The following is a 14,219-nucleotide window of genomic DNA, read 5'->3' on the forward strand; positions in this document are numbered from 1 at the left end:
CCATGCTTGGCAAGTCCCTGTCAGTGCCGGCCGTGGCCGCTGCCGCCGTCATGGCCGCGGCCACGTTGACGGGCGCCGCCCCGGCCTCGGCCGCGGCCTCCGCCTGCGCTGACGCCCCCGTTCCCGCGCACGTCACGACGACCGCCGTGTTCAACGACCCCGCGGGCGGGGACCCGGCCGCCCTCGTGCGTACGCTCTGCGGCCTCGTCCGGCAGACCCCCGCGGGAGCCCGCATCCAGGTCGCCCACTTCGTCATGTCGGGCGCCGCGGGCACCGAGTTCGCCGACGAGCTGATCAAGGCGCACCAGCGGGACGTGGACGTCCAGGTCATCCTGGACGGGGACACGCGCGGCGCGGCCGTGGCCGGCAAGCTCTCCGCCGCGCTGGGCACCGACACGGCGGCCGGTTCGTGGACGCACGTCTGCAGCGGGCCGCTCTCCGGCGGCACCGCCGCGTGCATCGGCAACAAGGGGCAGCACAACAAGTTCTACCTGTTCTCCCGCACGGGCGACGCCTCCGACGTGGTGGTCCAGTCGTCGGCCAACCTGACCGACCTCAACTCCTCCACGTACTGGAACAACGCGGTCGTCCTGCCCGGGAACCGGCGCCTGTACGACGCCTACTCCGGCTACTTCGGCGACCTGGCCGCCGAGCGCAAGAACCTCGACTACTACCGCGTCGTCCAGACCGGCGGCCCCGGCGGGTCGGTGCGGGCCTCCTTCTTCCCCAAGGCGGACGGCGACCCCATCGTGGACGAGCTCGGCAAGGTGTCCTGCCGGGGCGGCACCACGATCCGGGTCGGCATGTCCGAGTGGGACACCTTCCGGATCGCCATCCCCGCCAAGCTCCGCGACCTGGCCGCCCGCGGCTGCACGGTCCAGATCGTGTACGGCATCATGAGCGACGAGGTCAAGCAGCTCCTGCTGGCCGAGCCGCGCGTCGAGCTGCGCACCCTGGGCGACGGCGGCGCGCTGCCCGGCCGCGTGCACTCCAAGTACCTGCTGATCGAGGGCTCGTACGACGGCGACCGCGACGCCCGCTGGGTGATCACGGGCAGCCACAACTACATCGAGACGTCGCTGCGCCGCAACGACGAGACGCTGCTGAGGCTCAACAACAAGGCGATCTACCGGCAGTACGTCGCCAACTTCGAGCGCATGCGCGCCGTCGCGCCCCTGGCCGGTTGATCCTGGACGCCGGCCGGCGATCCCCGATCGCTAGCCGGCGTCCTTGTGGTCGGCCAGGACCTCGTCGATGACCCGCCGCTGGACGGCGGCCTGCTCCTCGTCGGCGCCGAGCTTCTCGGCCAGCACGATCAGCGCCTTCCACAGTGCCCAGCCCCGGGCCCGCGCCCACATGGTGCGATCCTGGCCGGCGGCCCTGCGGAAGGCCTCCCTGCTGTCGCCCGAGAACATCGTCCAGGCGATCACCAGATCGCAGGCGGGATCGCCGACACCCGAGGTTCCGAAGTCGATGACGGCGGCCAGCTTTCCGTCCTTGACCAGCAGGTTGCCGCCGGCGACGTCGCCGTGGAACCACACCGGCGGCCCGGACCAGGTCGCCTCCAGGGCGGCGTCCCAGACGGCCGAGGCCAGGCCGGTGTCGAGCTGACCGTCCAGCGCGGCGAGGGCGCGACGGGTGTCCTCGTCGTAGTGCGCCGGCGGCGCACCCCTGTAGAAGCTGTGCGCACCGGCCGCAGGCCCGCCCGTGGCGTCGACGCGCCGCAGCGCGAGGAGGAATCCGGCCACCGACTCCGCGAACGCGCACGGGTCGTCGACGCGGTCGAGGGTGGCCGTCCGCCCCTCCAGCCACCTGCGGATCGACCAGCCGAACGGGTATCCCGCGCCCGGTACGCCCTTGGCCAGCGGCACGGGAACCGCGACCGGCAACGACGGCGCGAGGACCGGCAGCCATCGATGTTCCTTGTCGACCGCCGGCGCGTATCCGGCAGCGGTGGGAAGGCGCACCGTCATCTCCTCGCCGAGGCGATAGGTGCGGTTGTCCCAGCCATCGACCTCGACCGGCGTCACGGGCAGATCGCTCCACTGCGGGAACTGGTCCTCGATCAGCCGCTTGACCAGCGAGGCGTCGATCCCGGCACGTCCGTCGGGGGGCACACTGTCGATCACCCCGAGAGTGTGGCGGCCGCGACCGCCGCCGTGCAAAGGGTTTTCAGGCCGGGCTCTCGTCCTCCTCGAAGCGGAGCGCGCCGCCAATCTGGGCACCCAGCTCCAGCTGGTCGTAGTAGATGCGGTGGCTGACGATGAGATCCTCCTCCACGGTCGAGACGCTGCACGCGCGCACGAGGATGGGGCGGCCGGTCGCCGCGGCCACGCCCCCTCCGGGCATCAGGTAGGCGCCCTTGTGCGTGCCGCTCAGGGTGTACTCCGCCACCAGGGTGTCGCCCAGGATCGTGAGCGACTGAACGGTGCACCTCGAGTCCGGGAACGCCTCGATGAACGCGCCGTAGTAGGAGGCGATCTCGTCCCTGTCCTGGCCCACGCCGTCCGGCGCGACGAGGACCGCGCCGCGGCTGAAGGTGTCCGCGAGGCCGTCCAGGTCGTGGCGGTTGAAGGCCCTGCGCAGCCGGTCCAGCGGGCGTCGGGGATCAGACATCGACTCATTTTAATAGTCGAATGGGCAATTATTGGGCCAACCCTCAGTACAGAAGCCAATATAGGGCATAGGTCGTTTTCTAGAGATATATACGCCTGTCACAGGTTGCCGAGCTGTCCTGTCAGAGGGGGTGACCACCCTGGTGCCGGCATCGTCCCGGCCACTACCATCTCGGCCAGTTCGGAAAACGAGGAGTGCCTGCCCGGTGAAAGTCGAGACCGCCTGATGCAGGCCTTCCTCCACGCGGTGGGGATATCGGCCGGGTGCGCCCTGGCCCTCGCCCCGGCCCTGCTGCCCTCCGCGCGTCCCACCAGGAGGTGGCCGCACGTCGTCATGGCGCTCGGCATGGCGGCCGGGCACCTGGGCGGCTGGTTCCTGTCCGCGGCGGTGCTCGCGCTGCTGACCGCCGGCTGGCTCTGCGGCTCCCCCTCCCGCCGCGCCGAGACCGGTCATCACATCCAGGACTTCGTGGTCATGTCCATCCTCTTGGTGCTGACGGCGTTCGGCTCGCCCCCTCTCGCCGGCGCCACGGCCGGGCACCCGCACGGAGGCGGTTCGCCGGCCGTGCTGGCCCTGGCCATCGGGCTGGGCTGGACCTGCGCCCGGCTCCTCCGCGTCCTGCCCGAGCGGAGCGCGGACCGAAGGATGTTCGGTCAGGACGTGTGCTCGGCCGGAATGGCGGCCAGCATGGCCTTCATGGCCGCGCTGGCCCTCTGACGGGTCAGAGTGTTGTCACACATCGGGACGCTGTCTTGTCTGAGCTGGTGCACGGCCGGACCGAGCCGGCCGACGTCCCGTGAAAGGAACCTGATGAGCATCGACCAAGCTCACACCCACCAGCTCGAGAACCCCGACCAGAGCGGGCCGCCGCCGAAGATCGAGATCGTCGCCACCGTGCCGGGGGCGCCGCGCGCGCCGGAGGGCTCCGAGGCGATGACGATCCTGGTCACGTTGCCGCCGAACAGCCCGGGCGCGCCGCCGCACCGGCACTCCGGCCCCGCGTACGGGTACGTGGTCAAGGGCGCCATCAACTTCGAGCTCGAAGGCGAACCCGTGCGGGTCGTCCGGGCCGGTGAGGCGTTCTGGGAGCCCGGTGGGGACGTGATCCACTACCAGGACGGCAACCACCTGGCCGACGAGGAGTCGGCGTTCGTGGTGACGATGTTCTGCGCGCCCGGGCAGCCGATGCTGGTCCCGGTCAGCCCGCAGGAACTGGCGGCCCGGCAGGACCGGCGCGCGCCGCGGTCATGACCATGGAGGCCGTGCGGAACGGCGCGTTCCTGTTCACCACCGCGCGCTGAAGGCGAAGAAGGCGGGAACCGGGTTCGGTTCCCGCCTCTTCGAACAAAGACGTGCGCTTGGGCTGGTTTTCACCGTTTATATAGCTGTGATTGTCACTGTTTATATAGATTTGCGATCGCAAAACAACGGGGGAAATCATGGAGAAAACGCTTGACCAGGATCTGGTGAAGGAGTTCCTGGAACGCGTGACGATCGACAGCGGTGCCGCCCTCGCGGGCCTGTGCACGTCGATCGGCACCCGGCTCGGGCTCTACGAGGCGATGGCCGGGGCCGGGCCGCTGACCTCCGGGGAGCTCGCCGCCCGTGCCGGGCTCGACGAGCGGTACGTGCGGGAGTGGCTGGCCTCCCAGGTGGCCGGCCAGTACGTGCACTACGAGCCCGGCACGGACACCTACGTGTTCCCCGACGAACACGCCGCCGTGCTCGCGGACCCGGCCTCTCCCGCGTACTCGGCCGGGGCGTTCGCCATGCTCCAGCCGCTCTACGCCACCGAGGACGCGCTGGTGGACGCCTACCGGACGGGCGGCGGCGTGGGCTGGGAGGAGCACGAGCCCGCCTTGTACGAGGGGGTGGCCAGGTTCTTCCTCCCCGGCTACGCGGCGTCCCTGGTACAGGAGTGGTTGCCGGCCATGGACGGCGTCGTGGAGGGGCTGGAGCGGGGCATGTCCGTCGCCGACGTCGGCTGCGGCTTCGGCCACAGCACGCTGCTCATGGCGCACGCGTACCCTGCCTCCCGCTTCCACGGCTTCGACTTCCACGGCCCGTCCGTCGAGAGCGCGCGGCGGGCGGCGGCGGAGCAGGGGCTGGCCGATCGGGTGACCTTCGAGGTCGCGGGCGCGGGCGACTTCCCCGGCGGCGACTACGGCCTGATCACCTTCTTCGACTGCCTGCACGACCTCGGTGACCCCGGCGCCGCGTTCCGGCGGGCCGCGGCGACGCTGGCCGCCGACGGCGCCTGCCTGGTCGTCGAGCCGAACGCCGCCGCGGCGCCCCAGGACAACATCAACCCGCTCGGGCGCGCGTTCACCGCGACGTCCGCGACGTTGTGCCTGCCCGGGGCGCTGGCCCAGAAGGGGCCGTACGCGCTGGGGAACCACGCCGGCGAGGACGCCCTGCGGCGCATCGCGCACGAGGCCGGCCTGCGTACCTGGAAGCTGGCCGCGGAGGGCCCCGCCAACCGCGTCTACGACGCCCGCCGCTGATTCCCCGGCCGCGTCAGTCGTCCTCGTCGTCCCAGTCGTCCTCTTCGTCGTCCCACAGGTCGCTGGGCGGCAGCGGGTGCTCGTCGTCGACGAGCGAGTCGTCCACGTAGCGCCGCCAGGCGCGGCTCTCGTCCGGGTCGGCCCAATCCTCGTCGGTGATCCTCGGGATGGGGATGGTGGCCCGCTGGTGGTCGACCATCCACGAGTTGCGGAAGAAGTCGAACGTGAGGTGGTAGCAGCCGTCGGACTCGGTGAAGATGATGGGCGGGACGAGGAACTGCGCCACGCCGACCTTGGCCGCGACGACCACGTAGTCCTCGGGGATGGATTCGTCGTTCCAGCAGGCGGCGAAGTTCACCGGCTGGAGGGCGCCCTTGCCGAGCACGTGGATGAGGTCGCCCTGGATGACGAACCGGTCCGGGTCGAGGGCCACGTCCTCGCCGAGCATGAGGATCGGCGCGGGCAGGATGTGCGCCTTGGCGAAGGACTGCGCGTCGGTGTAGAGATCGATGATCTCGCCGTGGCGGGTGGGGTCGTAGCGTCCGGAGGAGTGGAACGGGCAGCAGGTCTGGTTGTTGGGCCGCTCCGGCTCGGGGAAGAACGCGGACTTGTCCACCCGTGTCATGACGGACCCGCCGCGCCGGGCACTCAGGAACTCCGGGATCCAGGCGGCGTCGTCGGACTCGATCACCTCCGTCTCGCACAGTGTCCGGAACGCGGTGTCGCCGAGCTTGCAGTTGAAGTAGTCGAGCAGGGTGATCGCGGCGCACTCCGCCGGCGACAGCTCCTCGCTCTTGGCGAACCAGAAGTCGTAGCCGTTGGCCACGAAGTGCACCCCGCGGAACTCCTTGTGCACGAAGGTCTCGCGAGTCGGGCCCTCCCCCAGGCCGTTCCAGTGGGCGGCCGCCACCTGGTTGTAGTACGCGTCGGCGTGCCGGGCCAGCTCCGGCGCGAACACGCTCTCACCGGTGAGGTAGCACGCCTTGCTGAACAGCTCGCCGATCTCCGGCGCCTCGGTGACCTCGTCGGCGGTGAAGATGAGCTCGGTACGCAGGAACACCTTGCGGCCGTCGCGGTAGGGGGCGCCCTCGTGCTCGTACCGCTGATCGAAGATCACACACGTGAAGTCGCCGATCTCGCTGAGCGCGGTGCCGCCGACCAGGTCCAGCGCGGGCGACCCCGTGCCGCCGGTCAGGTACAGCAGCACCGTGTACCGGGAGATGTGCCGCCGCGCCGCGTCGAAGTACGGCGTGTCCCGGTGCCGGTGGAAGTTCGCGTCACCGGGCTCGAACCGGTTGCACCTGAACACCGGGTTCACGTGCGAGAACCCCTCCGCCGTCGCCGGCGGCAACGCGTCGGCCACCGCCGCGCTCAACGCCTCGGCCAGCAGCGCCGAGTGGAAGATGAACCGTTCGCCGCCCCGGGACCCGGCGTTCAGCGGCGGCACGTACAGCTTCAGCTCGTCCAGCCGCTCCAGGCGGGCACGGGCCTCGGCCGGCAGCCGCAGCGAGAACGAGAACACCCCGTCCGCGTGCTCTGCCCGCTCGGCCAGCTCCGCCTCCAGCGGCACGTCCTCGAACAGGCGGTCCAGCGGGACGATGTTCTCGAACGTGCGGAACGACAACTCGTGCGGATCCACGAACACCGCCGCCAGGTACGGCGCGTCCGCGCTCGGCCGGGCGAACAGCTCCCGCACCCGCTCGTCGATCCGCTCGGCGTCGATGAACCGCACCGCCTTGAACCGGGCCGACGGATGCCAGGAAATGTCCAGTCCGTCCACCGTCGCGGCCGGCTCGGCGTCGGTCGCGTCCACCTCTGCCCGATACCGGGCGGCCTCCTCGGCGGGCGCGTCCCCGGCCGACAGGACGAAGAAGCGATCCCGAAGTTCGATGCTCACATGGACCTCCACATGGTGCGCAGCCCGGACGGAAGGTTCGCGGCGTGCGCCAGTCTGCGCACGCCGTCCTTGCCCACATCGGAGCCGTACAGCCACAGCCGCGCGAGGGAGCCGGCGAACGGGGCCGCGATCAGGGCCTCCGCGCCCGCCTCGCCGATGTGGTTGTAGCGCAGGTCGAGCTCGGTCAGCTCCGTGAACCGATGCAGGGAGCGCACGCCCTCGGCGCTCACCCTGTTGCGCTGCAGGTGCAGGCGGCGCAGTCCGCCGAGGTAGGGGGACGCCGCGAGGGCCGCGAGACCGGCGTCGCCGATCCGGCAGTACCGCAGTTCCAGTGCCCGCAACCCGTCCGTGCGGAGCAAGGTGGCGAGGAGTTCGGCGCCGTTGGGACCGAGGTCCAGATAGGAGAGGTCGAGCCCGGTGAGCCGGCCGAGATCCAGCCCGTCGAGTGCCCGCATGTCCAGGCGCCCGGAGCGAACCCCGCCTCCCGGGCCGTCGTCGTCCTCGTCGTCCTCGTCCTCGTCGTCATCGTCGTCATCCCAGTCGTCGTCCTCGTCGTCCCATTCCTCGTCCTCGTCGGACGGCTCGTGGGACGTGATCCTCAGCGTGGTGACGAACCGGCCGCGCAGCACCTGCTCCACGACCTCGCGGACGTCGTCCGACCACGGGACGGCGACCTCCGTGGCGAAGCCGTACCGGCGGGCCAGCACGTGCGCCGTCGCCGGCAACCCGTCGTCCCATCCGCCCTCGTGCTCCGCGACGAGGTCGGCGATCTCCCGCTCCATGGCCGGGCGGTCGGCGGGACGGGTGCGTGCCAGGCGCTGTTCAAGGCGGATCAGCGTGCCTCTGGCGTCGCCCTGCTCCAGCAGCCAGTCACTGTAGGCACCCCACGAGGCGAGGTCGTCGGGATGAGCCCGTAACGCGTCTTCGACGGCGGTCACTTGCATTCGTACGAATGTACGGAGATCGACAGATGTGTCAAGGCGCCGCACATCATCTGTAAACGGACCCCGAGTGACCGCGCGGGCAGGTATCGTGCTGCGCCGAGTACATGATCGCCGACGTGTCCCAGGCGGCACGGTGTCGTTTGCGGCGCTCTCGGGCGGAGCCAGGGGGCCCGCCTCAGTTGGAGGTCTCCACCGTGAATTCACCGGGTCCCGAGCCGGACCGGGACGACGACGGCGCCATCGAGAGGCGGGCGTGGGAGTCCGCCGCCCGCGCCTGTTACCGGGAGATCGGGGTCCCGTTCCCGGAACGGGTCGTGTGGGTGTCCTCACCGCTCGTCGGCGCGTTCGCCGCACCGATCGCGGCCTGCCTGAGCACCGGTCACCGCAACAACCGCGTCCTGGAGTCCGTCTATCGCGCGGTGGACGACACCGCCGGTGAGAGCGTCGGCCACGCCGTGCGTACCGCGGTCCGGGTCGCGGCCGAGGGGGCGGCGAGCGATCCGGTGCACGGCGCGGCGGCCACCGCTCTGCAAGCCGAGATCGCCGCGACGATGGCCGCCGCGCTGGCCTCGGCGGTGCGGGACGTGCCCGCCCGCGAGGAGAGCCGGAATGTGCCCGCCGGCGTGTTGAACCTGGTCGCCGACGCGTCGAACGCGGCCGTGCGGGCGGCGGTGGACGCGGCGGTGGGCGGCTCGCGGCAGGACACGATCCGCGGCGAGGTACGGCGGCTGTGGCGGGCCCACCTGGCGTTCCAGCGTTCCGGCAGCTGGCTCCCCCTGGTCGACCGCTTCAGGCAGGACGCGGTCCCAGGGCACGACTCCGGACAGGACACGGCCCCACCGCACGACTCCGGACAGGACACGGCCCCACCGCACGACCTCGGACAGGACACGGCCTCACCGCGCGACGAGGACCGGCCGTCGCAGAGCGCCGCGGTCGCGCCGCTGGACGAGGACGGGCCGTGGCAGGGCGCCGCGGGGCAGGACCCGGCGCGGTCCGCGCCCGCCGGCTGGTGGTGGTGGCCCTTCCTCGACTTCGTCATGCTCTGCCCGCGCCCGGCCGAGCTGCACCTCGAGCAGGTCGGCGAGGGTGCCAGAGCCGTGCACCGGCCGCACCGCGCCGACGGCCCCACCGCCGGCTGGTCCGACGGGTTCGGGGTCTACTTCTGGCACGGCACCCACGTCCCCCGGGCCGTCATCGACGACACCCTCACCACCGACGAGATCCTCCGCGAGACCAACGCCGAGATCCGCCGCTGCGCCATCGAACGCCGCGGCTGGGACCGTTTCATCATCGAGGCCGGCCTGGAGCAGATCGGGCCCGCCGTACCCGACCCCGGCAATCCCGGCCAGACCCTCACCCTGCACGACGTCCCCGAGGACATCTACGCCACGCACGTGCGGGTCCTGCTGTGCACCAACGGCACCGTCGAGCGGGACGGCACCCGCCGCCGCTTCGGCCTCACCGTCCCCGCCGACTGCAGCGACCCCATCCAGGCCGCCGCCTGGACCTACGGCCTCACCCCGGCACAGTACGCCGGCGCGCAACGACGATCCTGACCCCGCCCACCGGCAAAGGAGCCCGAGAGAAGATGCTTACCATCGAGCAGGCCATGGCCACCTTCGGCGTCACCGTCGACGAGCATCTCGACCGGCAGGCCGAGATCCCCGTCCTGTCCGGCCTGCAGTTCCAGGGCGATGTCGCCGTCGTACCGGCCAAGCGGGACCCGGCCCGCACCCCCGTCCCCGAAGCCGGCGTCCCGATCGTCCGCGGCCAGGGCGGGGCCAACACCCACCTCCTGCTCTCCACCGGCAAGGCGTTCTTCACGCCGGAGCGCTTCGGCGGCGGAATGGTGCTCGGCGTCCTGACCGTGGCCGACGATGCGACCGCCTACCTCGCGCACCCCGAACACGCCTTCACCGGCATCGCACCGGGCACCTACGAGCTGCGGCGCCAGCGCGAGCAGGCCGACCAGACCCGCCTAGTCGCCGACTGAAGGCCATCCGCCGTCGGGCCGGGAAGGGCGGATGCCGGACATCCGCCCTTCTGTCTTCTCTCAGGGCACCAGAGCGGCCATCAGCCCGTACTCGATGGCTGTCGCGGCGTTGGCGGGCCCGGCGACGGTGCCGGCGAGCAGCGCCAGCGCCGAGACGGCCAGGACGAGCAGGAGGGAGATTCGTCGCGCCATGAGGGACCTCCAGTCAGGTTTCTGCCGCGCATTCGAGAACAAGACGTGCGCGGATCACGGCGAGCGGCACCTGTGACGATGACGTTACCTCGCGAACCCCGACGTACGGCGCGTCAGGAGCCGGTTGAGGCCACCTACCGGATCTCGTAGATGGCGGTGGTCCCGCTCACCTCGTTGCCCACGATCAGCAGCGGCCGGCGGGTCGGGCTGTCCCCGGCGGACACGAAGAAGACACCCTCAGGGCCGACGTCGCCGGCGGTCCCGTCCTCGACGGATCCGGCGAAGTCGCGCGTGTTGAGATAGTCGACGAGGGCCGGGCGCCGAGGGTCGGTCACGTCGTAGGCGACCACCCCGCTGACCCGCTCGAGCCCGACGAACGCGTACGTCCTCCCCCGCACCTGACCCACCGCGACGCCCTCGGGCTCCGGGCCCTTGTTGTCGCTGCGGCTGTCGAAGGAGTCGTTCTCCTCGTTGTCGGCGTTGAACTCCTTGGGCAGCTCCCGGGCGATCAGCTGCTCGAGCTCGTCCCCCGAGTCCCAGACCAGCGCGCCCGTGGCCGAGCGTACGGAGATCGAGCGCGCGCCGAAGGCGTTCAGCTGCCGGTAGGCGCCCGAGGCGTCCTTCGGCGAGTCCGCGGCCACGGTCAGGCGGCCGAGCTCCGCGTCCTTCTTCAGCGCGGCGGCGTTCGGGAACGCCTCGGCCGCCAGCGTCAGGTCCTTCACACGCACCTCGTCCGTGTGGCAGTCCCAGTCACGGCCGTCGCCCTCGTTGGCGGTGACGAGGTACGTCTCCCCCTTCGAGCGGAAGTGCGCGACCGTATCGGGCATGTACATCCCCTTGACACCGGCCCGGGGACGGATGTCGATCTTCCCGTCCTTGTCGGAGGCGTCCAGGCCCACCGTGCCGAAGTCCTTCAGGCCGAGCGGCACGATCCGCTGGACCTTGGCGCGGCCGAGATCGACGATCGCCACCGCGTTGTTCTCCTGCAACGTCACCCACGCCGTGTCACCGGCCACGGTGACGTACTCCGGCTCAAGGTCCTGGGCCACCGTCGCGCCCGGACCGGAGATGCGCACGCCCGCGGCCCGGAGCGCGTCGGCCCGGTCGTTGAACGCCCGGAAGTCGGCGGTGCGTACGGTGCCGCTCCTCACGTCGATGACGCTCACCGACCCCTCGGGGTCGTCAACGGCGCCCGCGCAGTACGATTCCGGCTCGCCTTCGTTGGCGACGACCAGCCGGCGGCCGTCCTCGCTGAAGGTCACCATGTCGGGAAGCGCCCCCACGGGGAACTCCTTGAGCTTCTTGCCGGAACCGGCCTGGAAGAGCGTCACCTTCCCCTGGCCGGTCTTCTTCGCCGCCTGCTGCGCGACGGCCACCAGGCCTTTGCTCACCGCGACGCTGTTCGCTCCGGGAGCGGGCAGGGAGGTGACCCGCTTCGGGTTGCGCGGGTCGCGGATGTCGAGGACGTCCACCGTTCCCGCCTGCGCGTTCACCACGAAGGCGCGCTTGGTGGCGGGGTCATAGGAGGTGATCTCCGAGGCCCCGGTGCCGGCCGACCCGGTCGAGAACCGGCCGAGGAACGCCAGGCTGGCGCCCTTGGTCCCGTTGTCCTGCGAACTCGTCGCCTGGGCGGGAACGGCGAGCAAGGCGAGCGAGAGAGCGGCGCCGGCGGCGGCCGCGGTCATCCGGAAGGCATGTGAGCGGTGCATTCGCCGATCGTGACGACAGCCGATGACCGTTTGAGCGCCACAGGATGTCTTTGCGGTGAATTGCACCTGGGAAGAGCCTCATCCACGCAGCTCAGGCGGCACGGAGGCGCAACTCTCGGTCCTGTCCGGGCGATCGCGGTGCGTCGCCCGGGCCGGAGGGTGCCGGGCTCAGGCGGCGGCTTGGCGGATGAGGTCGGCGACCGTGGGGGCTGCGAGACGTACACGGCGTGGCTGCCGATGGCCTCCACGACGGACGAGCCGGCGCGCTCGGCCATGGCCCGCTGGGCCGGGGGCGGGATCATGCGGTCCTCGGTGGCCACCAGGTACCGGCTCGGCTTGTGCCGCCAGGCCGGTTCGGTGACCGCCCCGCCGAGGGCGTCCATGCCCCAGGGGACCTGCGCGTCGGCCATGAACGCGGCCAGCCGCGCGGCCAGCTCGGCGGCGCTCCATCCCGGCCGGCTGACCAGCCGGTTGCCGATGATCCGCAGCGCGAGGGGCAGGCCACCGCACAGCTGCGCGAGCTGGGTGAGCGCCGGTTCCCCGTCCGAAACGGAGCGTTCGCCCACGATCCCGGTCAGCAGTTCGGTGGCTTCCAGCAGCGGCAAGGGTCCCATGCTCAGTCTGCGTACGCCCTCCAGACCGGCCGGCAGCCGCCGGCTGGTCACCAGCACCCTGCCCGCGCCACCGCCCGGCAGCAGCGGTCGGACCTGCTCCTCCGACGCGGAGCTGTTTGCGGGCGGCCTCGTCCAGAGCGAGCGCGTCCGCGAGGGCGGTGACGGTGCGGTGCCGGGGTCCCCTGCTGCGTCCCCGCTCCATGTCCGACAGCGTCCGGGCGCTGACCCCCGACGCCTCGGCGAGCTGCTCCAGAGTCAGTCGTGCCGCATGCCGATGGCCGCGCAGCAGCCCGGCTAAGTTCGACGGCTCGGCGTCCGCGGCGGGAAACGCGGGCAAGCGTACTCGGGCGGCCGTGGAGCCCCCAATGAGTCACGCGAAGGCTTGATTGCTTGCGGAGGTTTGGCCGGTACCTGAGGCAAGGCACAGCGTGGGGCGGGAAGGTTCCGGTGCGGCGGGCGGCGCACCGAGCAGCCACAGCGACCTTGCCCGCGCGGAGTTCATGAAAGGCATCGTCATGGCACAGGCCAGCCTCTACCAGCAGGTCCTCGACCCCGCCAACCGGGCGAACCCGTACCCGCTGTACGCCGAGCTGCGCAAGACCCCGGTGACGAGGGAGGCCGACGGCACGTACGTGGTCAGCACGTACGAGGAGATCGTCGCCTTGCTGCACGATCCGCGGGTCAGCTCCGACCCCCGCAGCCGCCCCGGCCTGGCCGAGGCCACCGCCTCTCCCGAGGACAGCCTGCTCCTGCCCTTCATCAACCGCGACCCGCCCGAGCACGACCGGCTGCGGGAACTGGCGATGCGCCCGTTCGGGCCGCCTCAATCGCCCGGGCGCGTCGACGCCCTCCGCCCCTGGCTCGCCGGGGTCACCGACGGCCTGATCGACGGCTTCGCCGGCAAGAACCGCATCGACGCCGTCGCGGAGTTCGCCTACCCGCTGCCCGTGGCCGCGATCTGCCACCTGCTCGGGGTGCCGCGCGAGGACGAGCCGCGCTTCCACCACTGGGCCGACGCCACCGTGGAAGCCTTCGACCCGACCACCGGAACGTTCGAGGAGCGCCAGCGCAGGAGAAGCGAGGTCACCCGCGAACTGGGCGAATATCTCAACACGCTCGCCGAGGCCCGTGGCCGCCAACCGGGCGACGACCTGATCTCCGGCCTGCTCACCGCCATCGGCCCGCACGGGCCGATGGCGCGTACCGACCTGCTCAACACCGGCGCGCTGCTGCTCGTCGCCGGCCACGAGACCACCGTCAACCTCATCGCCAACGGCCTGCTCACCCTGCTGCGCCACCCCGACGTGCTCGATCGGCTGCGCCACGAACCCGACCTGAGCATCCCGCTGGTCGAGGAGCTTCTGCGCTACGAGCCGCCGGTGCACATGCTGACCGGCCGCAGCACCCTGGCCGACATCGACATCGCAGGCACCACCATCCCGCGAGGCTCACCCCTCGCGCTCGTCCTCGCCGCCGGCAGCCGCGACCCGCACCGCTTCCCCGACCCGGACCGCTTCGACCCCGGCCGCGCAGACAACGCGCATCTCGGCTTCGGCAACGGCATCCACTACTGCTTCGGCGCGCCGCTGGCCCGGAGCGAGACGCAGGTGGCGCTCTCCGCGCTGGCCCGCCGGCTGGTCAATCCCCGGCTGGTCACCGACCCGCCGCCGTACCGGCCCAACCCGGCGCTGCGCGGCCCCCGCCAGCTCATGATCGAGTTTGACGCCATCGCACCTTGAGGGGCCGG

14 protein-coding genes and 1 pseudogene are annotated in these 14,219 nt (G+C 71.3%); 7 read left to right on the plus strand and 8 right to left on the minus strand.

Translation table 11 applies throughout. The annotated features are described in order from the left end of the window. Window positions 1–2: 2 nt before the first annotated feature. Window positions 3–1,187 (plus strand): phospholipase D-like domain-containing protein, encoded by a 1,185-nt coding sequence (locus ABZX61_RS56900; RefSeq protein ID WP_355209329.1) that lies wholly within the window; start codon window positions 3–5, stop codon window positions 1,185–1,187. Window positions 1,188–1,217: 30 nt separating this feature from the next. Here the strand turns inward: ABZX61_RS56900 and ABZX61_RS56905 are convergent, their stop codons facing one another. Beyond that, a complete protein-coding gene (locus ABZX61_RS56905; RefSeq protein WP_355209332.1) occupies window positions 1,218–2,129 on the minus strand; it encodes an aminoglycoside phosphotransferase family protein in 912 nt (303 codons plus the stop codon). A gap of 43 nt (window positions 2,130–2,172) precedes the next feature. Then, window positions 2,173–2,616, minus strand: coding sequence for an ester cyclase (locus tag ABZX61_RS56910; RefSeq protein ID WP_355209335.1), 444 nt, complete (start codon window positions 2,614–2,616; stop codon window positions 2,173–2,175). A gap of 225 nt (window positions 2,617–2,841) precedes the next feature. Between ABZX61_RS56910 and ABZX61_RS56915 the strand changes: the two genes are divergently transcribed. The 3 genes from ABZX61_RS56915 (at window position 2,842) to ABZX61_RS56925 (ending at window position 5,120) form a co-directional block, all read left to right on the plus strand. After that, window positions 2,842–3,333, plus strand: coding sequence for a hypothetical protein (locus tag ABZX61_RS56915; RefSeq protein WP_355209336.1), 492 nt, complete (start codon window positions 2,842–2,844; stop codon window positions 3,331–3,333). 93 nt (window positions 3,334–3,426) lie between these two features. Next, entirely contained in the window at window positions 3,427–3,867 is a 441-nt protein-coding gene (locus tag ABZX61_RS56920) for a cupin domain-containing protein (protein ID WP_350734121.1), read from the plus strand. Window positions 3,868–4,055: 188 nt separating this feature from the next. Further along, window positions 4,056–5,120, plus strand: a complete 1,065-nt coding sequence (locus tag ABZX61_RS56925; RefSeq protein ID WP_355209339.1) for a class I SAM-dependent methyltransferase — start codon at window positions 4,056–4,058, stop codon at window positions 5,118–5,120. Between the two features lie 13 nt (window positions 5,121–5,133). Here ABZX61_RS56925 and ABZX61_RS56930 read toward each other — a convergent pair whose 3' ends face one another. Next, entirely contained in the window at window positions 5,134–7,017 is a 1,884-nt protein-coding gene (locus ABZX61_RS56930; RefSeq protein ID WP_355209342.1) for a hypothetical protein, read from the minus strand. Then, a complete protein-coding gene (locus tag ABZX61_RS56935; RefSeq protein ID WP_355209344.1) occupies window positions 7,014–7,961 on the minus strand; it encodes a TIGR02996 domain-containing protein in 948 nt (315 codons plus the stop codon). The genes ABZX61_RS56930 and ABZX61_RS56935 overlap by 4 nt, the downstream gene beginning before the upstream one ends. Window positions 7,962–8,155: 194 nt before the next feature. Here ABZX61_RS56935 and ABZX61_RS56940 point away from each other — a divergent pair, with 194 nt between their 5' ends. Then, entirely contained in the window at window positions 8,156–9,520 is a 1,365-nt protein-coding gene (locus tag ABZX61_RS56940; protein ID WP_355209346.1) for a DUF6745 domain-containing protein, read from the plus strand. Window positions 9,521–9,552: 32 nt separating this feature from the next. Further along, window positions 9,553–9,957 carry a hypothetical protein gene (locus ABZX61_RS56945; RefSeq protein WP_355209349.1) on the plus strand — a complete coding sequence of 135 codons (405 nt, stop codon included), beginning with the start codon at window positions 9,553–9,555 and terminating at the stop codon, window positions 9,955–9,957. A gap of 60 nt (window positions 9,958–10,017) precedes the next feature. On the opposite strand, the gene ABZX61_RS56950 is transcribed toward ABZX61_RS56945, so the two are convergent. The 4 genes and pseudogenes from ABZX61_RS56950 to ABZX61_RS56965 all read right to left on the minus strand — a co-directional run. Then, entirely contained in the window at window positions 10,018–10,149 is a 132-nt protein-coding gene (locus tag ABZX61_RS56950) for a hypothetical protein (protein WP_350734111.1), read from the minus strand. 134 nt (window positions 10,150–10,283) lie between these two features. Beyond that, entirely contained in the window at window positions 10,284–11,858 is a 1,575-nt protein-coding gene (locus tag ABZX61_RS56955; RefSeq protein WP_355209351.1) for a choice-of-anchor I family protein, read from the minus strand. Beyond that, a complete protein-coding gene (locus ABZX61_RS56960; protein WP_355209484.1) occupies window positions 11,831–12,463 on the minus strand; it encodes an alpha/beta fold hydrolase in 633 nt (210 codons plus the stop codon). The genes ABZX61_RS56955 and ABZX61_RS56960 overlap by 28 nt, the downstream gene beginning before the upstream one ends. 130 nt (window positions 12,464–12,593) lie before the next feature. Next, a pseudogene (locus ABZX61_RS56965) lies at window positions 12,594–12,809 on the minus strand (helix-turn-helix transcriptional regulator); the annotation flags it as partial. Between the two features lie 163 nt (window positions 12,810–12,972). On the opposite strand from ABZX61_RS56965, the gene ABZX61_RS56970 reads away from it, so the two are divergent. Further along, the gene (locus ABZX61_RS56970; protein WP_355209354.1) at window positions 12,973–14,211 is read left to right on the plus strand and encodes a cytochrome P450; all 1,239 of its coding nucleotides are present in this window, start codon (window positions 12,973–12,975) and stop codon (window positions 14,209–14,211) included. Window positions 14,212–14,219 lie beyond the last annotated feature (8 nt).

It is taken from the genome of Nonomuraea sp. NPDC003709, from assembly GCF_040610775.1.
Taxonomy (GTDB): domain Bacteria; phylum Actinomycetota; class Actinomycetes; order Streptosporangiales; family Streptosporangiaceae; genus Nonomuraea; species Nonomuraea angiospora_A.